Raw genomic sequence first — 26,445 nt, 5'->3', positions numbered from 1 at the left:
AGCCACGTCGAGCCCGTTCCCGCCCGCCCGTCCGACGCCGGAGCACGGTCGGTCCCGTCGCGCGTCGAGCCGGGGCTCGACCCGGCGTGGATCGCGGAGACCGTGACGCGGGCGCTCGACGAGGACCTGGGCGTCGCGCCGGGGCGCGACGTCACGACGCAGGCGACCGTGCCGCCGTCGGCCACCGGGACCGCGCACCTCGTGGCGCGCGCGGACGGGGTCGTGGCGGGGCTCGTCGTCGTCGAGGAGGTGACGCGGCAGGTCGCCGAGCGGTTCGGGCTCCCGCCCGTCGAGGTGGCGTTCGTCGCGTCCGACGGCGCGGCCGTGGGTCGCGGCCGCGTCCTCGCGGCGCTCACGGGGCCGGTCCAGGTGCTCCTCGCGGCCGAGCGCACGCTGCTCAACCTCGCGAGCCGTGCGTCCGGCGTCGCGACGGCGACGCGCGCGTGGGCGCGCGAGCTCGCCGGGACGGGCGCGCAGGTGCTGGACACGCGCAAGACGACGCCCGGCCTGCGCGCCCTGGAGAAGTACGCGGTGCGCGCCGGCGGCGGCACGAACAAGCGCATGGGTCTCTACGACGTCGCGATGGTCAAGGACAACCACGTCGTGGCCGCCGGGTCGGTGAGCGCCGCGATCGACGCGATCCGCCGGACGTTCCCCGACGTCCTGGTCCAGGTCGAGGCGGACACGACCGCGCAGGCGCTCGAGGCGGTCTCGGCGGGCGCGGACTTCCTCCTGCTCGACAACATGCCGACGCCGGTGCTCGCCGAGACGGTCGCGGCCGTCCGGGCGCGCGAGGGGAAGGACGGCGTCCCGGCGAAGGTCGAGCTCGAGGCCACGGGCAACCTCACGCTGGACCGCGCGCGCGAGGTCGCGGGCACCGGGGTGGACTACCTCTCGGTCGGCGCGCTCACCCACTCCGCCCCGATCCTCGACCTCGCCCTGGACCTCCTGCCCACCCTCCCGCCGAGGGAGAGCCCTGGTATCGCGAGGTAGCGCCCTGGTCCCGCGCAGTAGAGGTGTGGGCGTGACTGCGCCTCTACCTCGACGGCGTGCGAGCGTCGGTAGAATCCTCGGGTGACCTCCCCCGCCGGAACCCCTTCTCCTGACGCGCGCGAGCCCGAGGAGCACGTCGACGACGTGCCGGAGCAGATGCAGGTCCGCCGCGAGAAGCGCGAGCGGATCCTCGCGCGCGGCGACCAGCCGTACCCCGTCTCCGTCCCGCGCACGACGACGATCGCCGACGTCCGGGCCGCGTACGCGCACCTGGAGACCGGCGAGGAGACGCAGGACGAGGTCGGTGTCGCCGGTCGCGTCGTGTTCCTGCGCAACACCGGCAAGCTGTGCTTCGCGACCCTTCAGGACGGCGAGGGCAACCGCCTCCAGGTCATGCTGAGCCAGGCCGTCGTCGGCGAGGAGTCGCTCGCGTCGTTCAAGGCGGACGTGGACCTGGGCGACCACCTCTTCGCGCACGGCCGCGTCATCAGCTCGCGCCGCGGCGAGCTGAGCGTGTTCGCCGACGCGTGGCAGATCGCCGCGAAGGCTCTGCGCCCGCTGCCGGTGCTCCACAAGGAGCTCTCGGAGGAGGCGCGCGTGCGGCAGCGCTACGTCGACCTCATCGCGCGCCCGGCCGCCCGGGACACGGTGCGCCTGCGCGCCGCCGTCGTGCGCTCGATCCGCGAGAACTTCTGGGAGCGCGGCTTCGTCGAGGTCGAGACGCCGATGCTCCAGACGCGTCCGGAAGGCGCGGCAGCGCGCCAGTTCGAGACGCACATGAATGCTTTCGACATCGACCTGTTCCTGCGTATCGCCCCGGAGCTGTTCCTCAAGCGCGCGGCCGTCGGCGGTGTCGAGAAGGTGTTCGAGATCAACCGCAACTTCCGCAACGAGGGCGTGGACTCCACGCACTCCCCGGAATTCGCGATGCTCGAGGCGTACGAGGCCTATGGCGACTACGACACCATGGCGGTGCTCACCCAGAACCTGGTGCAGCGGGCCGCGCAGGACGCGCTCGGGAAGACCCTGGTCACGCTCGCCGACGGCACGGAATACGACCTCGGCGGCGAATGGACGCAGCTGAAGATGTACGACTCGCTCTCGGACGCGCTGGGCGAGGCGATCACGCCCGAGACGCCGGTCGAGTCGCTGCTGACGTACGCGGACAAGTTCGAGCTCACCTTCGACCCGAAGAACGTGAACCACGGCAAGCTCGTCGAGGGTCTGTGGGAGCACCTGGTGGGCGACCACCTCGTCGCGCCGACGTTCGTGCGCGACTTCCCCGTGGAGACCTCCCCGCTCACGCGCGACCACCGGACGGTGCGCGGCCAGGTCGAGAAGTGGGACCTCTACGTGCGCGGCGTGGAGCTCGCGACCGCCTACTCCGAGCTCGTGGACCCCGTGGTCCAGCGGCAGCGCTTCGAGGCGCAGGCGCTGCTCGCGGCGGCCGGCGACGAGGAGGCCATGCGCATCGACGAGGACTTCCTCACCGCGATGGAGTACGCGATGCCCCCGTCGGGCGGCATGGGCCTGGGCATCGACCGCCTGCTCATGGCGCTCACCGGCCTCGGCATCCGCGAGACCATCCTCTTCCCGCTCGTGAAGCCCGCGCAGCAGTAGCGCGCCCAAGATCTAGGATCGACAGCATGGACATCTGGCCCACCGTCGCGGCACTGATCCCCTCGATCGGTGTCGGCGTGCTCTTCTACGTGGCGATGCGCGCCATCGTGCGCGCGGACCGCAACGAGCGCGCGGCGCTCGCGCGCCTGGACGCGGAGCAGGAATCGGGCGTCGACGGGAATGTCGCGCCCGCGCGCGACGCCTGAGCATCACCCGTCACCGCGCGCAAATAGCGACGAAATGATGTACCTGCGTCCAGGAATGGTGCGCCCGGCCCCGGACGACATGCGCCGGACAACGGCGTGGCCAATTGACGGTCCCGACTTTTCGATGGCATCCTGACGAGGACAATCATTCCTGTGAAGCGTGAGGTAACCACAGTGGCCCAGAAAGTCCAGGTAATTCTCGTCGACGACCTCGACGGGGGCGCGGCCGACGAGACCGTCACGTTCGCGCTCGACGGCGTCTCCTACGAGATCGACCTCAGCACCAAGAATGCGCAGGAGCTGCGCGACGCTTTCGCGTCCTGGGTCGGCAACGCGCGCAAGGTCTCGTCCCGCACGAGCACGGCCCGTCCCGCGCGTCGCAGCAGCCGCTCCTCCGGCTCGGCCCGCGCGACCGAGGTCCGCGAGTGGGCGCGCTCCAACGGCTACACGGTGAACGACCGCGGCCGCATCTCCCAGGAGATCCAGACGGCGTACGACGCCGCGCACTGACGCGACGCCGCACGAGCACCGGAGCGCCCCGCCGACGAGTCCGTCGGCGGGGCGCTCTCCTGTCCGCGGGCGCCGTGCCGCCGGCCGGTCGCGGGCGGGCGGGTGCCGGGGGCACGCGTCCGGAGAACTAGGCTCGGGTCATGACCTCCGCGACCCGCGTCCTCTGGATCGGCACCTACCCGCACCCGGCGAACGACGGCGCGGAGGGCGTGTGGCGCGTCGGGCTCGACGTCGACGCCGCGGCCGGGACGGGGTCGTTCGTGGGCGGGGTGCTGGCGGCCGAGTCGCCGTCGCCGTCGTTCCTCGCGCTGGACGGCGACACGCTGTACGCGGTGGGGGAGACGGATGCCGGTTCGGTGTCGGCGTTCGCGGTCGGGCCCGACGGCGGTCTCGCGCCCCGGGGCGAGCGTGTCGCCACGGGCGGCTCGTACCCGTGCCACGTCGTCGCGAGCGGCGACGTGCTCGTCGCGAACTACGGGGACGGCGTCCTCACGGCCGTCACGACCGCCGCGGACGGCGCGCTCGCCGCAGCGTCGGACGACCGGCCCGGCACCGCGGTGCGCCGCCAGGGCCACGCGGGGACGGGTCCGGTCACCGACCGCCAGGAGGGGCCGCACGCCCACTTCGTCGCCCCGCTCGCGCACCTCGGCGCCGCCGACGACGGCAGCGGCGACGTGCTCGTCGTCGACCTGGGCACCGACGAGCTGCGCCGGCACGACCCCGCGGCCCCCGACGGCGCCACCCCGCGCGTCGTCGCGACCTTCCCGCCGGGGACCGGCCCGCGCCACCTCGCCGCGCTGCCGTCCGGGCACCTCGTCGTGGTCGGCGAGCTCGACCCGGCCCTGTTCGTCCTCGCGCCGGTCGACGGCCCCGACGGCGCGCGCACGTACGACGTGGTCGCGCGCTACGACGTCACGCACGCCGCCGCCCCTGCGGGCGGCGGGAACTACCCCTCGCACGTCGCGGTCTCCGCGGACGGCACGCGCGTCCTCGCCGCGGTGCGCGGCGCCGACGTGCTCGCCGTGCACGCCGTCGAGCCGGGGCCCGAGGGTGGCGTCCCCTCGCTGCGCCACCTCGCGGACTCCCCGGTGGGCGGCGCCTGGCCCCGCCACTTCGCCCTCCTCGCCGGCTCCGGTGCGCCCGACGAGCCGCTGCACGACCTCGTCGTCGTCGCGAACCAGAACGACGACCCGCTGATCGAGCGGCAGGACGCCCCCGCGGGGGAGGAGCCGACGTCGAACCTCGCGCTCCTGCGCGTGCGCCGCTCGGACGGTGCCGCCCACGTGGTCGACGTGCTCGCGCTGCCCGCCCCGGCGTGCGTCGTGGAGGCCTGACCCGCCGTGACCGCGCTCGAGCTGCCGGAGGGCGTCTCCCCGGACCCGTCGACCCCGCTGCGGGTCGCCATGCTCTCCGTGCACACGTCGCCCCTCGACCAGCCGGGCACCGGTGACGCGGGCGGCATGAACGTGTACGTCACGGAGCTCGCGCACGCGCTCGCGCGCCGCGGCACGCAGGTCGAGATCTTCACGCGCGCCACGGCGTCGAGCCAGCCCCGCAAGGTCGAGGTGTCCGACGGCGTGACGGTCCGGCACGTCGTCGCCGGCCCCTTCGAGGGGCTCGACAAGAACGACCTGCCCGGCCAGCTCTGCGCCTTCACGGCGGGGGTGCTGCGCGCGGAGGCGCGGCACCACGAGGGCTGGTACGACGTCGTCCACACCCACTACTGGCTCTCCGGGCAGGTGGGCTGGCTCGCGGCCGACCGCTGGGACGTCCCGCTCGTGCACACCATGCACACGCTCGCGCGCGTGAAGAACGCGGCGCTCGCCCCTGGCGACGCGCCCGAGCCGCTGGGCCGGATCATCGGGGAGGAGCAGGTCGTCGCCGAGGCGGACGCGCTCGTCGCGAGCACGGACGCCGAGGCGGACGACCTCGTGCGCGACTACGCCGCCGACCCCGCGCGCGTGCACGTCGTGCCGCCGGGCGTCGACCTCGACCTGTTCTCCCCGGACCCCGGCAGCGCGTCGGCGGGGGACGGCGCCGCGCGGCGGGAGCGGCGCCGGGCGCTGCGGGCCGGGCTGGGGCTGCCCACCGACGGCGGGCTCGTGCTCTTCGCGGGGCGCGTGCAGCCGCTCAAGGGCCCCGATGTGCTCGTCCGGGCGCTCGGCGTCCTCGCCGAGCGCGGGGAGCCCGTGCCGACGCTCGTCGTGCTGGGCGGCCCCAGCGGGCGCCCGACGGCGGTGCGCGAGCTCGAGGCGCTCGCCTACCAGGTCGGGGTGAGCGACCGGCTCGTCGTGCGCCCGCCCGTCCCGCGCGACGAGCTCGCCCGCTGGTACCGGACTGCCGACGTCGTCGCCGTGCCGTCGCACAACGAGTCGTTCGGGCTCGTCGCGGCCGAGGCGGAGGCGAGCGGCACGCCCGTCGTCGCGGCCGCCGTCGGCGGGCTGCGGACGGTGGTCGAGGACCAGGTCTCCGGCGTCCTCGTGCCCGACCACGACCCGGAGACCTGGGCGCGCGTGCTGGGCGACCTGCTCGCCGACGACGAGCGCCTCGCCGCGCTCGGCGACGGCGCCCGACGCGCGGGCGAACGGTTCGGCTGGGACACCGCCGCGCTGCGCATGCTCGACGTCTACGCGCAGGCACGCAAGGTCCGCGCGGCGCGCTGACGCCGCGCGGCCCTCGCTGCGGGTCAGGCGTCCGGCGCGGTGCGCTCCAGGACCAGGACGGGGATCTCGCGGGACGTCCTCGTCTGGTAGTCCGCGTACGGCGGGTAGGCCGCGACGGCGCGTTCCCACCAGAGCGCCCGCTCCTCGCCGTGGACCTCGCGCGCGACGTAGTCGTGGCGCTCGGCCTCGTCCTGGAGCTCGACCAGGGGGTGCGCCACGACGTTGTGGTACCAGACGGGGTGCCGAGGGGCGCCGCCCAGCGACGCGACGACCGCGTACACGCCGTCGTGCTCGACCCGCATGAGCGGCGTCTTGCGGACCTTGCCGGTGCGCCGCCCGAGGGTCGTGAGCACGACCACCGGCATCCCGTTCAGGGTCGTGCTGCGCGTCCCGCCGGACGACTCGTAGGACTCGGCCTGCTTGCGGGACCAGGCGCTCGGGCTGGGGGCGTACTCTCCGTCGATCGGCATGTCCGGGGCAACGTGCGCGTCGCCCGCCCGATTCCCGGACCTTCGTCCCACGCCCGACGGCGACGGTCACCACCACGTGGGACGCGGGTGCCCGCGCGGCGGGCCGTGCGGCAGGATGGAACCCATGACCTACACCCTCGTGCTGCTCCGCCACGGCGAGAGCGAATGGAACGCCAAGAACCTGTTCACCGGCTGGGTGGACGTCGCCCTCTCGGAGAAGGGGACCGAGGAGGCGAAGCGCGGCGGTCAGCTCCTCACCGAGGCCGGCGTCCTGCCCGACGTCGTGCACACCTCGCTCCTGCGCCGCGCCATCACGACGGCGAACCTGTCGCTCGACGCCGCGGACCGCCACTGGATCCCCGTGAAGCGGTCGTGGCGCCTCAACGAGCGCCACTACGGCGCGCTCCAGGGCAAGAACAAGAAGCAGACGCTCGAGGAGTTCGGCGAGGAGCAGTTCATGCTCTGGCGCCGCTCGTACGACGTCCCGCCGCCCGAGATCGAGCTCGGCTCCGAGTTTTCGCAGGACGCGGACCCGCGCTACGCCGACGCTCCCGTCGTGCGCACCGAGTGCCTCAAGGACGTGCTCGAGCGCGCCCTGCCGTACTGGGACGGCGAGGTCGTCCCGGACCTGAAGGCGGGCAAGACCGTCCTCGTCGCGGCGCACGGCAACTCGCTGCGTGCGATCGTCAAGCACCTCGACGGCATCTCCGACGAGGACATCGCCGCGCTCAACATCCCGACCGGCATCCCGCTGCTCTACGAGCTCGACGAGGACCTCAAGCCCGTCACCAAGGGCGGCCGCTACCTCGACCCCGAGGCCGCCGCCGAGGCCGCCGCCGCGGTCGCCAACCAGGGCCGCTGACAGCCCAGCCGCACGAACGACCGTGGCCCGTCCGGATCTCCGGACGGGCCACGGTCGTCTGCGCGTCGGACACGAGACCGCGAGGTAGAACCAACGGCACCCAGGTAGAGGCCCGCGGGTTCTACCTCGAGACCTGACGCTCTACCTCGCGTGAGCTGTCGTCAGGCGGACGCGCGGGCCGAGCCGGCGGGGGTGCCGCGGTCGTCGGCGAAGTCGCCGGTGACGAGGTAGGTCACCCGCTTGGCGATGGACACGCCGTGGTCGCCGAAGCGCTCGTAGTAGCGGCCCACGAGGGTGACGTCGACCGTCTCCTGCGGGGTCCCCGTCCACGTGCCGTCGAGCAGCGCGGTGAAGGTGTCCTGGTGGAGCTTGTCGAGCAGGTCGTCGTCGCGCTCGATGTTCGCGGCGACGGTGAGGTCGCGCGTCGTGAGGAGCGTCGTCGTCCGGCGGGCGACGCGCACGGCGGCGTCGTGCATCTGCTCGAACGTCCGGTGCAGCGACGGCTCGATCGCCCGGGCCGGGTAGCGGCCGCGCGCGACCTGGGCGATGTGCCGGGCGAGGTCGCCCATGCGCTCCAGGGTGGCGCTCATGCGCAGCGCGCTGACCACGACCCGCAGGTCGGTGGCGACGGGCTGCTGCTGCGCGAGGAGGAGCACGCAGCGCTCGTCGAGCTCGCGCTCGAGGGCGTCGATCGTGTGATCGTCGCCGATGACCGACTGCGCGAGCTGCAGGTCCGCCGTGAGGAGCGCCTGCCCGGCGCGGTTCACAGCGGACTCCACCAGCCGGCTCATCTCGGCCAGGTCGTCGCCGACCTGCTTCAGCTCGGCCTCGAAGATCTCCCGCATCGCTTCCCTCTCGTCGTGACCGGTCGGTCCGGTCCGTGACGGCGTGCACCCCTGCGCGCCGGGCGGCGCCCGGGCACGCCGTCGGCTCCTGTCACGCTCGCAGGCGCGGTCGACCGGGCGGTGAACTTCAGGGCGCCGCCAGGTGAACTCTTGGCGGCTCGCGCCCGTGCGAGCGCCTGTTCGGACGGTGGGGTCCGCGTGCGACCGTACGCTGGTCGTGTGCAAGCCGAGAGTCTGATCGAGGGCGCGACCGTGCTCCTCGCCGGTGTCGTGGGCGTCGTGGTCGGCGTGATCGCGGCCATCGCGTTCCGCGTGAGCGAGCGCCAGCAGCGTGCTGCGCGGTCGGAGCCGGCGCCGGAGCTCGACGAGGGTCTCGTCCGGGTCCTGGCCGTGCTGCGGTCCGCCGCCGTGGTCCTGGACGAGGAGGGCGAGGTGGTGCGGGCCAGCCCGCCGGCGTACGCGCTGGGCGTGGTGCGGGGCGACGCGATCGCGCACGCGGCGATCCGGGACATGATCGACGACGTGCGCCGGGACGGCGTGATCCGCGACGAGGAGCTCGAGCTCCCGCGCGGTCCGGTCGGCCGGGGCACGGTCATGCTCCAGGTCCGCGTCGCCCAGGTGGGCCCGCAGCACATGCTCGTCCTCGCGGAGGACCGTACGGAGGCGCGGCGCGTCGAGGCGATCCGCCGCGACTTCGTCGTGAACGTGTCCCACGAGCTGAAGACGCCGGTCGGGGCGCTCGCGCTGCTCGCCGAGACCGTGCAGGACGCTGCCGACGACCCGGTGGCGGTGCGGCGGTTCTCCGCGCGCATGCAGTCGGAGGCGACGCGCCTCTCCGCGCTCGTGCAGGAGATCATCGAGCTCTCGCGGCTCCAGGTCGCGGGGGCGCTCCAGGAGGTCACGGTGGTGCCGGTGCGGGGCGTGATCGAGGAGGCGGTGGACCGCGCGCGCACGACCGCGCAGGGCAAGGGCATCACGCTCACGACCGGGGGAGAGCTCGACGCCGCCGTGTACGGGGACCACAACCTGCTCGTGACCGCTGTGCGCAACCTGCTCGACAACGCGGTCGCCTACTCGGGCGAGAACACGCGCGTCGGCGTCGGCGTCTCGCTCGCGGCCGACCTGGTCGAGATCGCCGTCGTGGACCAGGGCATCGGTATCTCGGCCGACGAGCAGGCCCGCGTGTTCGAGCGGTTCTACCGGGTGGACCCCGCGCGCTCGCGCGACACCGGCGGGACAGGCCTCGGCCTCAGCATCGTCAAGCACGTCGCGGCCGACCACGGTGGCGAGGTCACCATGTGGTCCGAGCCCGGGCGCGGCTCGACCTTCACGCTCCGGATCCCCGCGGCGGACGTGCCGGCCGGGCAGGCGCACGTCGCGCCGTCGGGCACGACCCAGGGCGCGGCGCAGGACGATTCCACGGCCGGGGCGGTCCCCGCGCCCGTGCAGCACGACGTGCGGCGGGCCGTGGAGGCCCCTGCACCCGACGACGTTCAGAACAAGGAGGTAGGCGCGTGACGCGCATCCTGGTGGTGGAGGACGAGGAGTCGTACCGCGACCCGTTGACGTACCAGCTGCGACGCGAGGGCTTCGACGTCGTCGAGGCGGCGACGGGCACCGAGGCGCTGGAGCGGTTCGACGCGGACGGGGCGGACCTGGTCCTGCTCGACCTCATGCTCCCCGGGCTCAGCGGCACCGAGGTGTGCCGCGAGCTGCGGCAGCGCGGCGACGTGCCGGTCATCATGCTCACGGCGAAGGACTCGGAGATCGACAAGGTCGTGGGCCTCGAGCTGGGTGCCGACGACTACGTGACGAAGCCGTACTCGTTCCGCGAGCTGCTCGCGCGCGTGCGCGCCGTGCTGCGCCGCAAGGGCGGCGAGAACGGGGGCGAGGTCGTCGCGGAGAGCGCGCTCGAGGTCGGCCCGGTCCGCATGGACGTCGAGCGGCACACCGTGAGCGTCGACGGCCAGGTCGTGCCGTTCCCCCTCAAGGAGTTCGAGCTCCTGGAGCTGCTGCTGCGCAACGCGGGGCGCGTGCTCACGCGTGGGCAGCTCATCGACCGGGTCTGGGGCACCGACTACGTGGGCGACACGAAGACGCTCGACGTCCACGTGAAGCGCATCCGGTCGAAGATCGAGCCCGAGCCCGCGAGCCCCCGCTATCTCCTCACGGTCCGAGGGCTCGGCTACAAGATCGCGGACGGCGTCGGCCAGGCCTGACCGCTCCGGCGCAGCGCACGAACGGCCCCGGCGCGTCCCTCACGGACGCGCCGGGGCCGTCGTCGTGCGGCGCGGAGCGCCGGCCCGGCCCCACGTGACCCGGGCCGAGAGCGTGGCACGGAAGGTCTGTGCACTGTTCATCCCTCGTTCACCCGCTCTCGGGGAACGCGTCACCCGGCGCTCCTAGCGTCGGGCTCGTCACCGGCGCTCGCTGGTGCCACGAGACGCTTGAACAGGATGGAACGAAGAGTGAAGCTCAGCCGATTCTCCCGTGCTGGATCCGCCGTCGCGATCGGTGCGCTCGCGCTGACCCTCGCCGCCTGCGGGTCGGACGACCCCGTCGGCAGCGCCGACGGCGCCACCGACGGTTCCTCCGAGGGCTCCTCCGAGACCGCGAGCGACCTCAGCGGTGAGCTCAACGGTGCGGGCGCGAGCTCGCAGGAGTCCGCCATGGAGGCGTGGCGCGCCGGGTTCCAGAGCGCGAACCCCGACGTCACCGTGAACTACGACCCGGTCGGCTCCGGTGGCGGTCGCACCCAGTTCCTCGAGGGCGGCGTCGCGTTCGCCGGCTCGGACGCGGTGCTCAAGGAGGAGGAGATCACGCAGTCGCAGGCCGTGTGCGGCCCCGACGGTGCGATCGACCTCCCGGTCTACGTCAGCCCGATCGCCATCATCTACAACCTGCCGGACGTCGCGGAGCTCAACCTCGCGCCGGCCACGATCGCGGGCATCTTCAACGGCACCATCACGCAGTGGAACGCGCCGGAGATCGCCGCGGACAACCCCGACGCGACGCTCCCGGACCTCGCGATCACGCCGGTCCACCGCTCCGACGAGTCGGGCACGACCGAGAACTTCACCGAGTACCTCGCCGCGACGGCGGGCGACGCGTGGGGCCACGAGCCGAGCGGCGACTGGCCGACGCAGGGCGGGGAGTCCGCGCAGGGCACCTCCGGCGTCGTGCAGACGGTCCAGGGCGGCGAGGGCACGATCGGCTACGCCGACGCGTCGAAGGCCGGCGACCTCGGCACCGCGAGCATCAAGGTCGGCGAGGAGTGGGTCTCGTACTCGCCCGAGGCCGCCGCGAAGGTCGTCGACGCGTCGCCGCGCGTCGAGGGCCGTGCCGAGCACGACATCGCGGTCGAGCTGGACCGCACGACGACCGAGGCCGGTGCCTACCCGCTGGTGCTCGTCTCCTACGCGATCGCGTGCACCAGCTACGAGGACGAGGCGGCGGGCAACCTCGTCAAGGCGTTCCTCACCTACATCTCGAGCGAGGAGGGCCAGTCGGCCTCCGCGTCGGCCGCGGGCAACGCGCCGATCTCGGAGGACCTGCGCACGGACGTCCACGCGGCGATCGAGTCCATCACGGTCGGCGCCGCCGGCTGACGACCTCGGACCAGGGGGCGGCGGGGCCTGCGGGCCCCGCCGCCCCTGATCCGCGACATCGTCCGCGACCCAGACCTCACGCAGCAGGACCGCATGCACCGGGAGCACGAGTGACCACCACAGCCCCACCCACGACGCCGGGCCCCGCGCCGGGCGGCCCGTCCGGCGCGTCGCGCCCGGGCGCCCCGCGCCGTCGTGCGCGGAACACCGACCGCGGCGTGAACCGTGCGTTCCGCTGGACGGCGACCGGCGCCGGGGGGCTCATCCTCGCCGTCCTCGCAGCGGTCGCGATCTTCCTCGTGATCCGCGCGTGGCCCGCGCTCACCGCGGGTGGGGACGTGCTGTCCGAGGAGGTGTCCTGGTTCCCGGAGGGCGCGTCGCTCGTGTCCTTCGTGGGGCCGCTGATCTTCGGCACGCTCCTCGCGGCCGCGCTCTCGCTCCTGCTCGCGACGCCGGTCGCCATGGGGATCGCGCTCTTCATCTCGCACTACGCGCCGCGCCGGCTCGCGTCGACCCTCGGGTACGTCGTCGACCTGCTCGCGGCGATCCCCAGCGTCGTCTACGGACTGTGGGGCTCGCTCGTGCTTCCGCCGATCGTCGTCCCGGTGTGGTCGTGGCTCGCCGACACGTTCGGCTGGTTCCCGCTCTTCGCCGGCCCGGCCTCGCCGACCGGCCGCGTCCTGCTCACCGTCGCGCTCGTGCTCGCGGTGATGATCCTGCCGATCATCACCGCCGTGAGCCGCGAGGTGTTCCTCCAGACACCGAAGCTCCACGAGGAGGCGGCGCTCGCGCTCGGCGCGACGCGTTGGGAGATGATCCGCACGGCGGTCATCCCGTTCGGCCGCTCGGGCGTCATCTCGGCCGCGATGCTCGGCCTCGGTCGCGCGCTCGGCGAGACGATGGCCGTGCTGATGATCCTCTCGCCCGGGCTCCTCTACTCGTTCAAGATCCTGCAGGCCGGGCAGCAGCAGACGATCGCCGCGAACATCGCGGCCGACTTCCCCGAGGCCAACCCGCTCGGGGTGAGCGCGCTCATCGCGACCGGCCTCGCGCTGTTCCTCATCACCCTGCTCGTCAACATGGGCGCCCGCGCGATCGTCGCGCGGCGCAAGGACTTCTCGGGAGCCAACTGATGAGCGCCCTCAGCACCAGCCCCGCGCGCGGGGCCTCCGCCCCGGACCCGGAGCGCACCGCGTCCGTCCGCGCGCTCCTGCGCGGCGCGGACGCCCGCCGCCGCCGCAAGGACCGCACGATGACGGTCCTCATGTGGAGCGCGTTCGCCCTCGCGATGGTGCCGCTCGTGTCGGTCGCGTGGACCGTCGTCGTGCACGGCATGGAGCGGTTCGACGTCTACTTCCTCACGCACTCCATGCGCGGCGTGTTCGGCGGCATGGACGCGGGCGGCATCTACCACGCGATCCTCGGCACGCTGCTCATCACGCTGGGCGCCGCGGTGATCTCGGTACCGATCGGCCTGCTCGCCGCGATCTACCTCGTCGAGTACGGGCGCGGCCCCCTGGCGCGCGCGGTGACGTTCTTCGTCGACGTCATGACGGGCATCCCGTCCATCGTCGCCGGCCTCTTCGCCTACGCGCTCTTCGCGGTGATCTTCGGGCCGGGGGTGCGCATGGGCATCGTCGGCTCGGTCGCGCTGTCCGTCCTCATGATCCCCGTCGTCGTCCGCTCGTGCGAGGAGATGCTCCGCCTCGTGCCCAACGAGCTGCGCGAGGCGGCCTACGCGCTCGGCGTGCCCAAGTGGCTCACCGTGGTGCGGGTCGTGCTGCGCACGTCGATCGCGGGCATCACCACGGGCGTCATGCTCGCCGTGGCACGCGTCATCGGCGAGACCGCGCCGCTCCTCATCACCGTCGGCGTCGTCGACTCCATCAACGGCAACCTCTTCGAGGGCCGCATGATGACGCTGCCCGTGTACGTGTACCGGCAGTACAGCCAGGGCCTGGTGCCCTGCAGCAACGTCACCGACGTCGTGTGCATCCCCGACATCAACTACGACCGGGCCTGGGCGGCCGCCCTGACGCTGATCCTCATCGTCATGCTGCTCAACCTCGTCGGGCGACTCGTCACCCGCTGGTTCGCCCCCAAGACCCTCCGCTAGAACAGGACAGCTCCGATGGCACAGCGCATCGACGTCAAGGACCTCAACATCTACTACGGCGACTTCCTCGCCGTGCAGGACGTCGGCATGACGATCGACCCCAAGTCCGTGACGGCCTTCATCGGCCCGTCCGGCTGCGGCAAGTCGACGTTCCTGCGGACCCTCAACCGCATGCACGAGGTCATCCCCGGCGCGCGCGTCGAGGGGACGGTCGCGATGGAGGGCGTCGACCTCTACGGGGACGACGTCGACCCGGTCGCCGTCCGTCGTCAGGTCGGCATGGTCTTCCAGCGGCCCAACCCCTTCCCGACGATGTCCATCAAGGAGAACGTCCTCGCCGGGGTGAAGCTCAACAACAAGCGGATCTCGAAGTCCGCGGCGGAGGAGCTCGTCGAGACCTCGCTGCGTGGCGCGAACCTGTGGAACGAGGTGAAGGACCGCCTCGACCGCCCAGGCTCGGGCCTGTCCGGCGGGCAGCAGCAGCGCCTGTGCATCGCGCGCGCCATCGCCGTCAAGCCGCAGGTGCTCCTCATGGACGAGCCCTGCTCGGCGCTCGACCCGATCTCCACGCTCGCGATCGAGGACCTCATCGCCGAGCTGAAGGACGAGTACACGATCGTCATCGTCACGCACAACATGCAGCAGGCCGCGCGCGTGAGCGACCGCACGGCGTTCTTCAACATCGCGGGCACCGGCAAGCCCGGCCGCCTCATCGAGATGGACGACACCGCGACGATGTTCTCCTCGCCCACGCAGCAGGCCACGGAGGACTACATCTCCGGCCGCTTCGGGTGACCTGAGCCCCGGCGGCCCCGGCCGGCCGGGCGAACCGACGACGGCGCCCCTCCCCACGCGGGGGAGGGGCGCCGTCGTGCGCGGGGCGAGGTCAGGACGCGGAGCCCTGGAGCGACCCCGTCACGTCGGTACCGTTGGTGTCGAGGACGCACTGGACGACGCGGTCGCCCTGCGTGTTCCACCCGTCCTCGAGGGGCGTGAAGTACCAGTACTCGTGCGCCGACTCCTCGTACGCCAGGCCGACGAACGGCTCGAACTCCCCGGCGCAGAACTCCTCGGCGCTCGCCGTGATGGCCTCCTCGCCGGGGTAGTCGCCCTCGGGAAGCTCGGTCTCGGCGTAGATCTCGAGGTCGTGCGGCTCGGCGCACGGGACGACGGGGACCGACTCGATCTCGGCCGCGTCGTCGAGCCGGGAGGACACGATGCAGTCGCCCACCTGGACCGAGAAGACGTCGGCGTCCGACGCCTCGGTCACCTCGCCACCGGGCTCGTCGCGCTGGGCCTCGGACGGACCGGTGATCTCGTCGAGGATCGCGCCGCAGCCTGACGCGGTCAGGGCGAGGGCGACGGCGCTCACGACGAGGAGGAGCGGCCGACGGGTGGTACGGGACAGGGTCACCTGGGTTCCTTCGGGGACGGTGCCCCGGACCACGGCGGTCGGGGCAGGCATGCGAAGGCTAACGCTGACCGGTGACACGGCCCGAGCGCATTTCCGAGCCGTGTCACCGGCCCGGACCCCGGCGTCACGGCAGCAGGTGCGCGTACTCCTCGAGCGTGCCGTCGAGGACGGGCAGCGACATGCTCTGCTCCTCGCCCGAGGTCACGCTGACCGTCACGGGCAGCACGCCGCCCGGCGCCGCGTCGACACGGCCGATCTGTGCGTCGAACCCGTCCTCGGTGCCGAGGTAGACGGTCTCGCCGGCGGCGACGGGGATGGTCACGGGGTCGCCGCCCTCGGGCGTCACGTCGAACTCCACGTCCTCGGTCGAGTCGTTCGCGAAGGCTCCGACGAGCGCACCGGCGTCGCCCTCGGCCGCGCTCACGACGAGGAGGTTGAGCCCACGCAGGTCGTCGGTGAGGTTGACGCGCAGGCCGTCCGACGGCGAGTAGGGGCGGTTCGTCTCGATGGGGGAGCAGGCGGCGGCGACGGCCACGCTCGCGACCACGAGGGGGACTGCCCAGTAGCGCGCGCGGCCGGTCGCTCGGGACGCCGCACGGGTCGCTGCTCGGGGGGTCGGGATGCGGGTCACGTGCACTCCAGGGCTGCGAGAGGGGGGACTGGATTCCGCGCCCAGCCTAGTGCGTCGGGCGGGGCGGGGCGGCCGCAACCGGCGCTGCGGGGCGCGGGCGTGAGCGGTGTCACGCGGCGTCGAACGGGCGTCGGGAGCGCCCGCCGGCCGTCCGCGAGGCCCTGTGGCCCTCCCCGCGAGGTTCGTGAGGCGCGCTGACACGGCGCTGACCTGGGAAAACGCCGTCCGGTGCGGCTTGTCAAGGGGCCCAGGGGCTCGGATTTCCGCCCTTCCGCGTGGTAAGGTGGACCACCGCGAAAGGGGACATCTGCAGATGACGTTCACAGTAGGCGAGACCGTTGTCTACCCGCACCACGGAGCCGCACTGATCGAGGAGATCAAGACGCGCACCATCCGCGGAGAGGACAAGATCTACCTCAAGCTCAAGGTCGCGCAGGGCGACCTGACCATCGAAGTCCCAGCCGAGAACGTCGACCTGGTCGGCGTGCGTGACGTCGTCGGCCAGGAGGGTCTCGACCGCGTTTTCGAGGTGCTGCGTGCACCCTACACCGAGGAGCCGACCAACTGGTCGCGTCGGTACAAGGCGAACCTCGAGAAGCTGGCGTCGGGCGACGTGATCAAGGTCGCGGAGGTCGTGCGCGACCTGTCGCGCCGGGACGCCGACCGTGGCCTGTCGGCGGGGGAGAAGCGCATGCTCTCCAAGGCCCGGCAGATCCTCGTCTCGGAGCTCGCGCTGGCCGAGCACACCGAGGAGGAGAAGGCCGAGGCCATCCTCGACGAGGTGCTGGCTTCCTGACGTCCCGGGCCTCGGCCCGAGCGACAGACCACCGGGGAGGGCGCCGTCCGTGCGGACGGCGCCCTCCCCGTCGTCGTGCCGGGTAGCGTGTGGCCCGTGCCGACTCTTGCCGTCCTCACCGCCGCGGGCTCCGGGACCCGTCTCGGGCTCGACGTGCCCAAGGCCCTCGTCGAGCTCGACGGCCTGCCGCTGGTCGTGCATGCCGCGCGGCGGCTGTGCGCGTCCGGGGCGGTCGACACGATCGTGGTCACGGCACCGCCCGGCCTGCGGGAGCACGTCGCGACGGTCCTCCGGGACGATCCCGCCGTGAACCGTCCCGTGCGCGTCGTCGAGGGCGCGGGGACGCGCCAGGCCTCCGTCGCCGCGGGCCTGGGCGCGGGTCTGGACGCCGCCAGGCTCGACGCCGGGACCGGGGAGCCCTCGGCCCCCGCGCAGCCGGCGGTCGACGTCGTGCTCGTCCACGACGCGGCGCGGCCGCTCGCGCCGCCCGCGCTGGTCCGTCGCGTCGTCGAGGCCGTGCGTGCAGGCCACGCCGCGGTCGTGCCGGGGCTGCCGGTCACGGACACGATCAAGCGCGTGACGCCCGCGCGGGCGGGTGACCCGTCGCGCGCGGAGCCCGTGGCCGAGACCGTGGACCGGGCGGTCCTGCGCGCGGTGCAGACCCCGCAGGGGTTCGACCGGGCGCTCCTCGTCCGGGCGCACGAGGCCGCGGCCCACCGCGCCGACGACGAGCGGTCCGCCGCGACCGACGACGCCGGCCTCGTCGAGACGCTCGGGCTCCCCGTCCACGTCGTGCCCGGGGACGCCGCGGCGGCCAAGATCACCACCGCCCACGACCTGCGCGTCGCCGAGCTGACCCTCCGGGAGGAACGATGACGACGCCCGCCGAGCACCCCGAGGGCGCGCCGCCGCGCGCCGCCGTGCCCCCCCTGCCGCGCACCGGAGTCGGCGTCGACGTGCACGCGTTCGCCCCCGAGGGCGAGGAGCGGGAGCTGTGGCTCGGCGGGCTGCTCTGGCCGGGCGAGCGTGGCCTCGCCGGGCACTCGGACGCGGACGTCGCGGCGCACGCCGCCGCGGACGCGCTGTTCTCGGCGACGGGGCTCGGAGACCTGGGGTCGAACTTCGGCACGAGCGCGCCCGAGTGGGCCGGGGCGAGCGGGTCGCGACTGCTCGCCGAGGCGGCGCGCCGGGTGCGCGCGGCGGGGTTCGAGATCGGGAACGTGGCCGTCCAGGTCATCGGCAACCGTCCCCGCCTCGGGCCCCGGCGTGCGGAGGCCGAGGCGGCTCTCGGGGCCGCCGCGGGGGCCCCGGTGACGCTCACGGCCACGACGACCGACGGGCTCGGCCTCACGGGCCGTGGGGAGGGCGTCGCGGCCGTCGCGACGGCGCTCGTCGTCGCGGTCGGGACGCCGGCCGCGTGAGCTCAGCCCGTGGGGGAGAGCTGCACGCTCTCGAGGATCGCGCGCGTCTGCGCGGCGGCGTCGGCGTCACCGTCGGCGTACGAGGCCGTGAGGTCGACGACCCAGTCGTCCGGCGCGTCGCCGGTCCGGACCGCCAGGATCTCCTGCACGACGACCGTCCCGGCCGTCTCGTACGTGCCTGCGACCCGGAAGGCCGGGAGCTCGCCGAGGGTGGTCGTGCCCTGGCCGTCGGCGTCCAGGATCCAGCCGGGGATCGCGTCGACGGACGTGGCGGTCCTCGCTCCGGCCTGCTCGAGCGTGGCCGCGGACTGCGTGCCCGTCACGACCACGTTCGCCCGGAAGTCCTCCGACCCCGACCCGCTCGGCGCGCGCAGCACGAAGGCCCCGTCGCGGGTGACGCGCTCCCAGCCCGGGGGAGCGGTGATCCGGACGGGGACCTCGGGGACGTCGTACGTGACCGGCGCGTCGTCGGCCCCGCCGTCCGCGGGGCCGCCGCAGCCCGCGAGGGCGAGCGCCGCGGTCGCGAGGGTCGCGAGGGTCCAGAGGGTGCGAGTGGGGCGCGGTCGGGGCACGGTCGTCCTTCGTCGGGGGCAGGGGGCGTGACGGGCTCAGCGGGCTCGGCTCGCCATTCTCGCCTCCCGGCGTCCCGGGTGCCAGGCCCACGAGCAGACACTACGATCGCTGGGAGCGCATCGATGTGTTTGACTTTCCCAAGAACGACACATGGGATGAATCGCACATGAACCGAATGTCCGTCGAAGAACGCCGGGCCCAGCTCGTCGACGCGGCGATGACCATCGCCGTCCGCGAGGGCGTCGAGGCCGTCACGATCCGTGGCGTCGCAGCCGAGGCCGGCGTGTCGCTCGGCGTCGTGCACTACTGCTTCGAGGACAAGGACGAGCTCCTCCAGGCGATGGGCAACAGCCTCGCCCTCGTCGCGTCCGAGCCGGTGCGCGCCGCCCTCGACGTCGACGGCGACGTCGTGCTGCTCGCGCACGCGGCGGCCGACGGGCTCTGGAGCGGGCTGACCCCGCGCCGGCACATGCGCCTCCTCACGTTCGAGTTCGCGACGGCGGGCGTGCGCAGCCGCGCGCTGCGGTCCGTCGCGCACACGCACCTGGAGCAGACGTGGGCGATGACCCGCGGCTTCCTCGAGAACGTCGCCGAGCGCGGGAACGTCACCTACTCGATGGACATGGGCTTCCTCTCGCGCATCGTCGCCGGGTACATCGACGGCATCGAGATCGCGTGGCTCGTCGAGCAGGACGACGAGACCGCGGTCCGCAGCTTCCACGCGCTCGCCGAGTACGTGCTGTCCCTCATGGTCCGTCCCGACGGCACGCCCGTGCGTGAGCACGGCCCGGAGCCCGTCTCCTGACCCACCGTCCCGGGGGCTGCGCGTGCGGCCGTCAGCCACGCGCGGACGCTCCCGGAGCGCGCCCGAGGACCTGGTCCGTGTAGGCGTTCGCGAACACCCCGGCGGGGTCCGCCGCGTCCCGGACCGCCACCGCGTCGTCGAACCGGGGGTAGAGCTCGCGGAACCGGTCGGCGCCGAGCCCGTGGAGCTTGCCCCAGTGAGGGCGCCCGCCGACCTCGGCGACGATGCGCTCGACGGCGTCGAAGTACCGCTCGTGCGGCAGGCGCGCGTACTGGTGCACCGCGACGTACGCGGTCTCGCGCCCGTGCGCCGTGGAGAGCCAGACGTCGTCGGGCGCCGCGAACCGGACCTCGACCGGGAAGGGCACGTGCTCGCCGGACCGGTTCAGCCAGTCGTCGATGCTCGACAGGACGTCCACCAGGCGCTCGCGCGGCACGGCGTACTCCATCTCGCGGAACCGGACGCGGCGCGACGTGACGAAGACCTGGTGCGACGGCGCGACGTAGGTCCGCGGCGCGAGCGCACGGGCCGAGACGGCGTTGAGCCGCGGGGTCACGCGCGGGACCGCGGTCGCGAGCCGGTTGACGAGCTCGAACGCGCCGTTGGACAGCAGCTCCTCGTCGACCCACGTGCGCGCCCGCGCGACCGGGCCCGGTCCGGTGGTCCGCAGGCGCTCGAGCTCCGCCGCCTCCTCGTCGGGGGCGAGCCGGTTGTTGCGCTTGGTCAGGGCCCGGCGCGTGTGGGGGAACCAGTAGAACTCGAAGTGGTCGTTGCCCCCGACGAGCCCGTCGACGTCGTCCGGCGTGCCGAGACCTTCCAGCACGCGGTCCAGCGGCCACGGCTCCTCCTGCGCGCGGAGCAGGAACGCGGGGACGACCTCGAGCGTGACGGCGGACAGGACGCCCGTGACACCGAGCCCCAGGCGGCTCAGCTCGAACAGGTCGCGGTCCTGCGTGGCCGACGCCTCGCGCACCTCGCCGTCCGCCCCGACGACGCGGACGCCGCGCACCTGCGTGGCGAGCCCGCCGAGGCCCGCTCCGGTGCCGTGCGTGCCCGTCGAGATCGCGCCGGCGATCGACTGCCGGTCGATGTCGCCGAGGTTGCGCATCGCGAGACCCGCGGCCGCGAGGGCCTCGTTGAGCCGGTGCAGCCGGATGCCCGCCCCGACGGTCACGAGGATCGCGTCGGCGTCGGCCTCACCGGGTGCGCTCGTGCCGCGCGTGATGCGCTCGACGAGGCCGATGCGGTCCAGGTTGAGCAGGAGCCCGTCGGTGACGGCCGCGGGCGTGAACGAGTGGCCCGCGCCGACGGCGCGCACCGTCGTCCCGTCGGCGGCGGCGCGGGCGACGAGATCGCCCAGCTCCGCCTCGTCGCGCGGTGAGGCCCGACGGCGCGGGGTCGCGGAGGCCGTGCGGGCCCAGTTGGTCCAGGAGAGGGCGTCGTCGCTGCTCACAGGTCGTACTGTCTCACGCTCCCCGGGTGGCGTACGTTCTCCCCATGACGAGCGACGCGGCACCCGGGACGACGGTGGGGACGGCCGACCGGGCCGCGGACGAGCGCGGCGCGACGCCGTCGCTGCTCGCCCGGCTCACGCGCGCGACCGCGGACCTCGACGGGCCGCTCGCCGTCGTCGACCTCGACCGGTTCGACGCCAACGCCGACGAGCTCCTGGCACGCGCGGGCGGGGTGCCCGTGCGCGTCGCGTCGAAGTCCGTGCGCGTCCGCTCGCTCGTGACGCGGGCCGGGGAGCGCGGCTTCCAGGGTGTCATGGCGTTCTCGGTGCGCGAGGCGCTGTGGCTCGTCGACGCGGGCGTCCGCGACGTCCTGGTGGGCTACCCGTCGGTGGACCGCGGGGCCCTCGCCGCGCTCGCGCGGCACGAGGCCGGGCGGCGCGAGATCACGCTCATGGTCGACGACGCCGCGCACCTCGAGCTCGTGCGGCAGGCGCTCGCGGAGACCGGCACGGGCGACGGGCCGCCCGTGCGCGTGTGCCTCGACGTCGACGCGTCGCTGCGCGTCGGGCTCGGGCTCGTCACGGTCCACCTCGGCACGCGGCGCTCGCCCCTGCACGACCCCCCGGACGTCGCGTCGCTCGCGGCCCGCGTGGTCTCGACGCCCGGCCTCGCGCTGCGCGGCCTGATGTTCTACGAGGCCCAGGTCGCCGGGATGCCCGACTCGAGCCTCGCCGTCCGCGCGGTCAAGCGGCTCTCGGTGCTCGAGCTGGGCGAGCGCCGCGGCGAGGTGGTCGCGGCGGTGCGCGACGTCGTCGGGCACGACCTCGAGCTCGTGAACTCGGGCGGCACGGGCTCGCTCGAGACGTCGGCGGCGGACGGCGTCGTCACGGAGGTCACCGCCGGCTCGGGGCTGTACGTCCCGGGGCTCTTCGACGAGTACCGGTCCTTCCGGCCGCGGCCCTCCGCCTTCTTCGGCCTCGACGTGGTGCGCGTGCCCGCTCCCGGGTGGGCGACGGCGTTCGGCGGCGGGTACGTCGCGTCCGGCCCGGCGTCGCGCAGCCGCCTGCCGCGCGTCGCGACGCCCGGCTGGTCGCTCACGGGCCGCGAGGGCGCGGGCGAGGTCCAGACGCCCCTGCACCGGGCCCGGGGCGCCGTGGGCGCCCCCGACCTCGGCGTCGGCGACCGCGTCTGGTTCCGGCACGGCAAGGCGGGCGAGGCGATGGAGCGGTTCGACCGCGTGCACCTGGTGCGGGGCGACGAGGTCGTCGACGTGGTCCCGACGTACCGCGGCGAGGGCAAGAGCTTCGGCTGACGCGGTCGGCCCGGGCGGCGCCGAGACCCGCGGTCGGGCGGGCGCGTCCCGCTTCGGTCACGACGGCGCCTCCCCGGTACCCTTGCGGACGTGACTCTTCGCCTGTTCGACACCGCCACGCGGGACGTGCGCGACTTCGTGCCCCTGACTCCGGGCGAGGTCGGCATCTACCTGTGTGGCGCGACCGTCCAGGCGGCCCCCCACATCGGCCACATGCGCTCCGCCGTCGCGTTCGACGTGCTCGTGCGCTGGCTGCGGCGCGGCGGGTCGCGCGTGACGCTCATCCGCAACGTCACCGACATCGACGACAAGATCCTCGTGAAGTCCGCCGACGCCGGCGAGCCGTGGTGGGCGTGGGCCGCGACGTACGAGCGCGCGTTCACCGCCGCGTACGACGCGCTCGGCGTCCTGCCGCCCACGTACGAGCCGCGCGCGACCGGGCACGTGCCGGACATGGTCGAGCTCATGGAGCGCCTCGTGGAGCGTGGGCACGCGTACACGACCGGCGCTGGCGACGTGTGGTTCGACGTGCGGTCCTGGTCCGAGTACGGCTCGCTGACCAACCAGCGCCTCGAGGACCTCAACCCCGTGCCCGACGACGTCCCCGCGGACGCGGAGGAGGCCGCCGCCAAGCGCGACCCGCGCGACTTCGCGCTGTGGAAGGCACCCAAGGAGGGTGAGCCGGAGACGGCGTCCTGGCCCACGCCGTTCGGCCGTGGGCGACCCGGCTGGCACCTCGAGTGCTCCGCGATGGCGCGCCGGTACCTCGGCGACACGTTCGACATCCACGGCGGCGGGCTCGACCTGCGCTTCCCGCACCACGAGAACGAGCAGGCGCAGTCGCGCGCCGCGGGCTACGGGTTCGCGCAGCACTGGCTGCACAGCGCGTGGGTCACGCAGGGCGGCGCCAAGATGAGCAAGTCGCTCGGCAACGGCCTGCTCGTGCGCGAGGTCCTCGCGACCACCAGTCCGGCCGTGCTGCGCTACGCCCTCGGGTCCGTGCAGTACCGCTCGATGCTCGAGTGGACGCCCGCGACGGTCACCGAGGCCGAGGCCACGTGGGAGCGGCTCGCCGGGTTCGTCGAGCGCGCCGCCGAGCGCGTGGGCGACGTCGGCGACGTGACCGAGGCCGAGCTGCCGACGGCGTTCACCGCGGCGATGGACGACGACCTCAACGTCCCGGCGGCGCTCGCCGTCGTGCACGAGCACCTGCGCGCGGGCAACGCGGCGCTCGCGGACCGCACGACCGCCGCCGACGCCGTCGCGCGGCACCACCTCGTCGCGGTGCGGGCCATGCTCGACGTCCTCGGGCTCGACCCGGGCGACGCGCAGTGGGCCGACCGCGGGGACTCGCGCTACGCGGCGGTGCTCGACGCCGTCGTCGGCGCCGAGCTCGCGGCCCGCGCCGAGGCGCGCGCGGCACGCGACTTCGCGACCGCCGACGCGATCCGCGACCGCCTGGCCGCGGCGGGCGTCGCGGTCGAGGACTCGGCCGACGGCGCGCGCTGGACCCTCGCCTGACGCCCACCCGACCGATCACCGCCGGGGAGAGCCTCGGTCTCGCGAGGGAGCACCCCGTACCGCGAGGGAGAACCCTGGCGATGACCACGGTTCTCCCTCGGTGAGGTGTCTGGGGGACACTGGGTCCAGGAGCGACACGCACGCCGGGCGCCGAACCCGACGTGAACTGACCTGAACTGACCTGAACGACGACACGATCGGTACACCATGGCTGGCAACTCACAACGACGCGGCGCGACCCGCAAGCCCGGAAGCAAGAAGGGCGCGACCGTCGGCTCCGGCGGGCAGCGGCGCAAGGGCCTCGAGGGCCGCGGGCCGACCCCGAAGGCCGAGGACCGCGTCTACCACGCGGCGCACAAGCGCAAGGTCGCGGACGAGAAGCGCGCCACGACGCCGACCGGGCGCGGGAGCGCCACGCGGGGCGGCCCCGCCAAGGGCGGCACCTCGCGCGGCGGCGGCCCGAAGGGCCGCGGCTCGGTGCAGGAGGTCGTGGCGGGCCGTAACTCCGTGCTCGAGGCGCTGCGGGCACGCATCCCCGTCGAGGTGGTCTACCTCGCGTCGCGCCTCGACGCCGACGACCGCACGCGCGAGATCGTCGACATCGTCGCGGGCCGCGGCTACGACCTCCTCGAGGTCGGCAAGCCGGAGCTCGACCGCCTCACCGACGGTGCCGTGCACCAGGGCGTCGCGATCAAGGTGCCGCCGTACGAGTACGCCGACGTCGACGACCTGCTCGACGCGGCCGAGGCGACGGGTCGTCCGCCGCTGATCGTCGCGCTCGACGGCGTGACGGACCCCCGCAACCTGGGCGCCGTGCTGCGCTCGGCGGGCGCGTTCGGCGCGCACGGCGTGCTCGTCCCCGAGCGGCGTGCGGCAGGCGTCACGGCCTCCGCCTGGAAGGTCTCGGCCGGCGCCGCCGCCCGGGTGCCCGTCGCGCGCGCGACCAACCTGGTCCGCGCCCTCGGCGAGCTCAAGAAGGCGGGCTGCTTCGTCGTCGGGCTCGACGCCGGCGGCGACACCGCGATCGGCGACCTCCAGCTCGCGACCGAGCCGCTCGTCGTCGTCGCCGGGTCCGAGGGCAAGGGGCTCTCCCGCCTCGTGCGCGAGGCGTGCGACGTCGTCGCGTCCATCCCCATCGGGTCGGACACCGAGTCGCTCAACGCCGCCGTCGCGACGGGCATCTCGCTCTACGAGGTCGCACGCCTGCGCCGCGAGGCCTGAGCCCTCCTCGACACCTGTCAGCGCTCCACGGGTCCAGAGACGCGTGGAGCGCTGACGGCTTTCCAGGTGCTAGCCGTAGTACTCGGGGTCCTTCTCGCCGGGCGCGAGGCCGAGGATCGCCTTCTCGTCCGGCCGGTGGCGCAGGACGTTCTCCACGTACGACTGCGTCGCCTCCGCCATGGGGACGTCGCGGCCCGCGCGCTCGGAGATGAACCAGCGGTGGTCCAGGATCTCGTGGAAGAGCTGCGCCGGCTCGAGCTTGCGGCGCAGGTTGCGGGGCACGGCCTGGATCGTGGGCTCGAACACGCCGCTCAGCCAGTCGTGCGCGACGAACTCCTCGTCGTCGTTCTGGCGCTCGGCCGCCGCGCGGAACGAGTCCAGGTCGTTGAGCAGCCGGCGGGCCTGGTTCTCCTGCACGTCGAGGCCCGTGAGGCGCAGCAGGCGCCGCGAGTGGTGCCCCGCGTCGACGACCTTCGGCTGGATCTGCACCGTCGTGCCGTCGATGTCGGTCGTGATCGCGAGCTCGTCCACGTCGAACCCGAGGTTGTTGAGGTGCTCGATGCGCGCCGCGACGCGCCACCGTTCGTTCGCGTCGAACGACTCCGACGTGGTCAGCGCCTCCCACAGCTCCTCGTAGCGCGCCACGAGCGCGTCGCCGATCGCGACCTCGTCCACGTCCTCGTCGAGCAGCTCGCCCGCGGAGAGGTCCATGAGCTCGCCGATGATGTTGGTGCGCGCGAGGTCGACGTCGTACGAGCGCTGGCCGGGGGAGAGCTCGCGGTGCAGGTCGCCCGTCTCCGCGTCCACGAGGAACGCCGCGAAGGTCTCGGCGTCGCGCCGGAACAGGGTGTTCGACAGCGACACGTCGCCCCAGTAGAACCCGACGAGGTGCAGGCGCACGAGCAGCACGGCGAGCGCGTCGATGAGGCGGGTCGCCGTGTCCGGGCGCAGCGCCTGGCTGAACAGCGCGCGGTAGGGGAGCGAGAACTGGAGGTGCTCCGTGATGAGCACCGCCTCCAGCCGCTCGCCGTCCGCGTCCTGGCGCCCGGTGATGACCCCCACCGGGACGACGCTCGGCACCTCGAGCCGACGGAGCTGGCGGAGCAGCTCGTACTCGCGGTACGCGACCGTCTCGCCGATCTCCTTGATCGCGATGACGCGCCCGGAGAGGCGGACGAACCGCACGATGTGCCGGGAGATACCGCGCGGCAGCGCCGCGAGGGTCTCGGCCGGCCACTCCTCGAGCGGGATGTCCCAGGGCAGGTCGAGGAGAGCCGGGTCGGGGGCCGACGCGGTGATCTGCAGGTTGTGCACCGTCACGGGGTCCATTGTCCACGGTCTCCGTCGGGCGGCCGACGTGGGTGCGTCGTCGTCCCTCGGCACGACGACGGCGCCCGCCGACCT

27 protein-coding genes are annotated in these 26,445 nt (G+C 73.7%); 20 read left to right on the top strand and 7 right to left on the bottom strand.

Going from position 1 to position 26,445, the window contains the following annotated elements; genetic code table 11:
• Positions 1-90: 90 nt before the first annotated feature.
• From nadC to mshA, 6 genes are all read left to right on the top strand, one after another.
• Positions 91-993 carry a carboxylating nicotinate-nucleotide diphosphorylase gene (nadC, locus tag ACN9MS_RS16685; protein WP_426311918.1) on the top strand — a complete coding sequence of 301 codons (903 nt, stop codon included), beginning with the start codon at positions 91-93 and terminating at the stop codon, positions 991-993.
• A gap of 156 nt (positions 994-1,149) precedes the next feature.
• On the top strand, positions 1,150-2,613 hold the full coding sequence (gene lysS / locus ACN9MS_RS16680; protein ID WP_426311917.1) for a lysine--tRNA ligase: 1,464 nt from the start codon (positions 1,150-1,152) through the stop codon (positions 2,611-2,613).
• Between the two features lie 26 nt (positions 2,614-2,639).
• The gene (locus ACN9MS_RS16675) at positions 2,640-2,819 is read left to right on the top strand and encodes a hypothetical protein (RefSeq protein WP_378233781.1); all 180 of its coding nucleotides are present in this window, start codon (positions 2,640-2,642) and stop codon (positions 2,817-2,819) included.
• A gap of 174 nt (positions 2,820-2,993) precedes the next feature.
• The gene (locus ACN9MS_RS16670) at positions 2,994-3,329 is read left to right on the top strand and encodes a histone-like nucleoid-structuring protein Lsr2 (RefSeq protein WP_378233782.1); all 336 of its coding nucleotides are present in this window, start codon (positions 2,994-2,996) and stop codon (positions 3,327-3,329) included.
• A 140-nt stretch (positions 3,330-3,469) separates the two neighbouring features.
• Positions 3,470-4,663 (top strand): lactonase family protein, encoded by a 1,194-nt coding sequence (locus tag ACN9MS_RS16665; protein ID WP_426309554.1) that lies wholly within the window; start codon positions 3,470-3,472, stop codon positions 4,661-4,663.
• Positions 4,664-4,732: 69 nt separating this feature from the next.
• Positions 4,733-5,992 (top strand): D-inositol-3-phosphate glycosyltransferase, encoded by a 1,260-nt coding sequence (gene mshA / locus ACN9MS_RS16660; protein WP_426311916.1) that lies wholly within the window; start codon positions 4,733-4,735, stop codon positions 5,990-5,992.
• A gap of 23 nt (positions 5,993-6,015) precedes the next feature.
• Here the strand turns inward: mshA and ACN9MS_RS16655 are convergent, their stop codons facing one another.
• Positions 6,016-6,462, bottom strand: coding sequence for a nitroreductase family deazaflavin-dependent oxidoreductase (locus ACN9MS_RS16655; RefSeq protein WP_426309553.1), 447 nt, complete (start codon positions 6,460-6,462; stop codon positions 6,016-6,018).
• A 124-nt stretch (positions 6,463-6,586) separates the two neighbouring features.
• Between ACN9MS_RS16655 and ACN9MS_RS16650 the strand changes: the two genes are divergently transcribed.
• A complete protein-coding gene (locus ACN9MS_RS16650; protein ID WP_264031612.1) occupies positions 6,587-7,324 on the top strand; it encodes a phosphoglyceromutase in 738 nt (245 codons plus the stop codon).
• Between the two features lie 161 nt (positions 7,325-7,485).
• Here ACN9MS_RS16650 and phoU read toward each other — a convergent pair whose 3' ends face one another.
• Positions 7,486-8,169, bottom strand: coding sequence for a phosphate signaling complex protein PhoU (gene phoU / locus ACN9MS_RS16645; RefSeq protein ID WP_053370239.1), 684 nt, complete (start codon positions 8,167-8,169; stop codon positions 7,486-7,488).
• Between the two features lie 219 nt (positions 8,170-8,388).
• Between phoU and ACN9MS_RS16640 the strand changes: the two genes are divergently transcribed.
• From ACN9MS_RS16640 to pstB, 6 genes are all read left to right on the top strand, one after another.
• Complete coding sequence (locus ACN9MS_RS16640; protein WP_426309552.1) at positions 8,389-9,687, top strand: sensor histidine kinase; 1,299 nt, start codon at positions 8,389-8,391, stop codon at positions 9,685-9,687.
• A complete protein-coding gene (locus ACN9MS_RS16635) occupies positions 9,684-10,388 on the top strand; it encodes a response regulator transcription factor (RefSeq protein ID WP_087469847.1) in 705 nt (234 codons plus the stop codon). The genes ACN9MS_RS16640 and ACN9MS_RS16635 overlap by 4 nt, the downstream gene beginning before the upstream one ends.
• 249 nt (positions 10,389-10,637) lie before the next feature.
• On the top strand, positions 10,638-11,777 hold the full coding sequence (pstS, locus tag ACN9MS_RS16630) for a phosphate ABC transporter substrate-binding protein PstS (protein ID WP_231581894.1): 1,140 nt from the start codon (positions 10,638-10,640) through the stop codon (positions 11,775-11,777).
• Between the two features lie 110 nt (positions 11,778-11,887).
• Complete coding sequence (gene pstC, locus ACN9MS_RS16625; protein WP_378233788.1) at positions 11,888-12,910, top strand: phosphate ABC transporter permease subunit PstC; 1,023 nt, start codon at positions 11,888-11,890, stop codon at positions 12,908-12,910.
• Positions 12,910-13,893 carry a phosphate ABC transporter permease PstA gene (pstA, locus tag ACN9MS_RS16620; RefSeq protein ID WP_047233891.1) on the top strand — a complete coding sequence of 328 codons (984 nt, stop codon included), beginning with the start codon at positions 12,910-12,912 and terminating at the stop codon, positions 13,891-13,893. The genes pstC and pstA overlap by 1 nt, the downstream gene beginning before the upstream one ends.
• Positions 13,894-13,908: 15 nt before the next feature.
• The gene (pstB, locus tag ACN9MS_RS16615; RefSeq protein ID WP_087469843.1) at positions 13,909-14,688 is read left to right on the top strand and encodes a phosphate ABC transporter ATP-binding protein PstB; all 780 of its coding nucleotides are present in this window, start codon (positions 13,909-13,911) and stop codon (positions 14,686-14,688) included.
• Between the two features lie 91 nt (positions 14,689-14,779).
• On the opposite strand, the gene ACN9MS_RS16610 is transcribed toward pstB, so the two are convergent.
• Together ACN9MS_RS16610 and ACN9MS_RS16605 are read right to left on the bottom strand one after the other, a co-directional pair.
• Complete coding sequence (locus tag ACN9MS_RS16610; RefSeq protein WP_426309551.1) at positions 14,780-15,358, bottom strand: septum formation family protein; 579 nt, start codon at positions 15,356-15,358, stop codon at positions 14,780-14,782.
• Between the two features lie 73 nt (positions 15,359-15,431).
• Positions 15,432-15,938: a hypothetical protein gene (locus tag ACN9MS_RS16605; protein WP_426309550.1), complete on the bottom strand. Its 507-nt coding sequence runs from the start codon at positions 15,936-15,938 to the stop codon at positions 15,432-15,434.
• Between the two features lie 313 nt (positions 15,939-16,251).
• Here ACN9MS_RS16605 and ACN9MS_RS16600 point away from each other — a divergent pair, with 313 nt between their 5' ends.
• The 3 genes from ACN9MS_RS16600 to ispF all read left to right on the top strand — a co-directional run bounded on the left by ACN9MS_RS16600 (position 16,252) and on the right by ispF (position 18,155).
• Entirely contained in the window at positions 16,252-16,734 is a 483-nt protein-coding gene (locus ACN9MS_RS16600) for a CarD family transcriptional regulator (RefSeq protein ID WP_024841917.1), read from the top strand.
• 96 nt (positions 16,735-16,830) lie between these two features.
• On the top strand, positions 16,831-17,610 hold the full coding sequence (gene ispD, locus ACN9MS_RS16595) for a 2-C-methyl-D-erythritol 4-phosphate cytidylyltransferase (RefSeq protein WP_426309549.1): 780 nt from the start codon (positions 16,831-16,833) through the stop codon (positions 17,608-17,610).
• Positions 17,607-18,155: a 2-C-methyl-D-erythritol 2,4-cyclodiphosphate synthase gene (ispF, locus tag ACN9MS_RS16590; RefSeq protein ID WP_426309548.1), complete on the top strand. Its 549-nt coding sequence runs from the start codon at positions 17,607-17,609 to the stop codon at positions 18,153-18,155. Before ispD ends, ispF begins: the two co-directional genes overlap by 4 nt.
• A gap of 2 nt (positions 18,156-18,157) precedes the next feature.
• Here ispF and ACN9MS_RS16585 read toward each other — a convergent pair whose 3' ends face one another.
• Complete coding sequence (locus ACN9MS_RS16585) at positions 18,158-18,727, bottom strand: LpqN/LpqT family lipoprotein (RefSeq protein WP_426309547.1); 570 nt, start codon at positions 18,725-18,727, stop codon at positions 18,158-18,160.
• A 167-nt stretch (positions 18,728-18,894) separates the two neighbouring features.
• Between ACN9MS_RS16585 and ACN9MS_RS16580 the strand changes: the two genes are divergently transcribed.
• Entirely contained in the window at positions 18,895-19,533 is a 639-nt protein-coding gene (locus ACN9MS_RS16580) for a TetR/AcrR family transcriptional regulator (RefSeq protein ID WP_426309546.1), read from the top strand.
• Positions 19,534-19,564: 31 nt separating this feature from the next.
• Here ACN9MS_RS16580 and ACN9MS_RS16575 read toward each other — a convergent pair whose 3' ends face one another.
• Positions 19,565-20,986, bottom strand: coding sequence for a D-arabinono-1,4-lactone oxidase (locus tag ACN9MS_RS16575; RefSeq protein ID WP_426309545.1), 1,422 nt, complete (start codon positions 20,984-20,986; stop codon positions 19,565-19,567).
• A 44-nt stretch (positions 20,987-21,030) separates the two neighbouring features.
• On the opposite strand from ACN9MS_RS16575, the gene ACN9MS_RS16570 reads away from it, so the two are divergent.
• The 3 genes from ACN9MS_RS16570 (at position 21,031) to rlmB (ending at position 25,041) form a co-directional block, all read left to right on the top strand.
• Complete coding sequence (locus tag ACN9MS_RS16570; protein WP_426309544.1) at positions 21,031-22,299, top strand: alanine racemase; 1,269 nt, start codon at positions 21,031-21,033, stop codon at positions 22,297-22,299.
• 90 nt (positions 22,300-22,389) lie between these two features.
• Positions 22,390-23,820, top strand: coding sequence for a cysteine--tRNA ligase (gene cysS / locus ACN9MS_RS16565; protein WP_426309543.1), 1,431 nt, complete (start codon positions 22,390-22,392; stop codon positions 23,818-23,820).
• Between the two features lie 207 nt (positions 23,821-24,027).
• The gene (rlmB, locus tag ACN9MS_RS16560) at positions 24,028-25,041 is read left to right on the top strand and encodes a 23S rRNA (guanosine(2251)-2'-O)-methyltransferase RlmB (RefSeq protein ID WP_426309542.1); all 1,014 of its coding nucleotides are present in this window, start codon (positions 24,028-24,030) and stop codon (positions 25,039-25,041) included.
• A 69-nt stretch (positions 25,042-25,110) separates the two neighbouring features.
• Here rlmB and ACN9MS_RS16555 read toward each other — a convergent pair whose 3' ends face one another.
• Entirely contained in the window at positions 25,111-26,370 is a 1,260-nt protein-coding gene (locus tag ACN9MS_RS16555) for a DUF4032 domain-containing protein (protein WP_378233802.1), read from the bottom strand.
• Between the last annotated feature and the right edge of the window lie 75 nt (positions 26,371-26,445).

It is taken from the genome of Cellulosimicrobium sp. E-16, from assembly GCF_049913115.1.
Taxonomy (GTDB): domain Bacteria; phylum Actinomycetota; class Actinomycetes; order Actinomycetales; family Cellulomonadaceae; genus Cellulosimicrobium.
The sequence above is the reverse complement of the archived record's forward strand: the minus strand, read 5'-3'. Positions and strand labels throughout refer to the sequence as shown.

Bases quoted from the DNA above. Each gene is read 5' to 3' on its own strand.
- ACN9MS_RS16570 (WP_426309544.1), top strand. From the start codon at position 21,031: ATGACGAGCGACGCGGCACCCGGGACGACGGTGGGGACGGCCGACCGG.
- pstA (WP_047233891.1), top strand. From the start codon at position 12,910: ATGAGCGCCCTCAGCACCAGCCCCGCGCGCGGGGCCTCCGCCCCGGAC.
- ACN9MS_RS16600 (WP_024841917.1), top strand. From the start codon at position 16,252: ATGACGTTCACAGTAGGCGAGACCGTTGTCTACCCGCACCACGGAGCC.
- ACN9MS_RS16665 (WP_426309554.1), top strand. From the start codon at position 3,470: ATGACCTCCGCGACCCGCGTCCTCTGGATCGGCACCTACCCGCACCCG.
- ACN9MS_RS16675 (WP_378233781.1), top strand. From the start codon at position 2,640: ATGGACATCTGGCCCACCGTCGCGGCACTGATCCCCTCGATCGGTGTC.
- ACN9MS_RS16655 (WP_426309553.1), bottom strand. From the start codon at position 6,462: ATGCCGATCGACGGAGAGTACGCCCCCAGCCCGAGCGCCTGGTCCCGC.
- ACN9MS_RS16650 (WP_264031612.1), top strand. From the start codon at position 6,587: ATGACCTACACCCTCGTGCTGCTCCGCCACGGCGAGAGCGAATGGAAC.
- lysS (WP_426311917.1), top strand. From the start codon at position 1,150: ATGCAGGTCCGCCGCGAGAAGCGCGAGCGGATCCTCGCGCGCGGCGAC.
- ACN9MS_RS16580 (WP_426309546.1), top strand. From the start codon at position 18,895: ATGAACCGAATGTCCGTCGAAGAACGCCGGGCCCAGCTCGTCGACGCG.
- ispF (WP_426309548.1), top strand. From the start codon at position 17,607: ATGACGACGCCCGCCGAGCACCCCGAGGGCGCGCCGCCGCGCGCCGCC.
- ACN9MS_RS16555 (WP_378233802.1), bottom strand. From the start codon at position 26,370: ATGGACCCCGTGACGGTGCACAACCTGCAGATCACCGCGTCGGCCCCC.
- pstB (WP_087469843.1), top strand. From the start codon at position 13,909: ATGGCACAGCGCATCGACGTCAAGGACCTCAACATCTACTACGGCGAC.
- mshA (WP_426311916.1), top strand. From the start codon at position 4,733: ATGCTCTCCGTGCACACGTCGCCCCTCGACCAGCCGGGCACCGGTGAC.
- rlmB (WP_426309542.1), top strand. From the start codon at position 24,028: ATGGCTGGCAACTCACAACGACGCGGCGCGACCCGCAAGCCCGGAAGC.
- ACN9MS_RS16610 (WP_426309551.1), bottom strand. From the start codon at position 15,358: ATGCCTGCCCCGACCGCCGTGGTCCGGGGCACCGTCCCCGAAGGAACC.
- phoU (WP_053370239.1), bottom strand. From the start codon at position 8,169: ATGCGGGAGATCTTCGAGGCCGAGCTGAAGCAGGTCGGCGACGACCTG.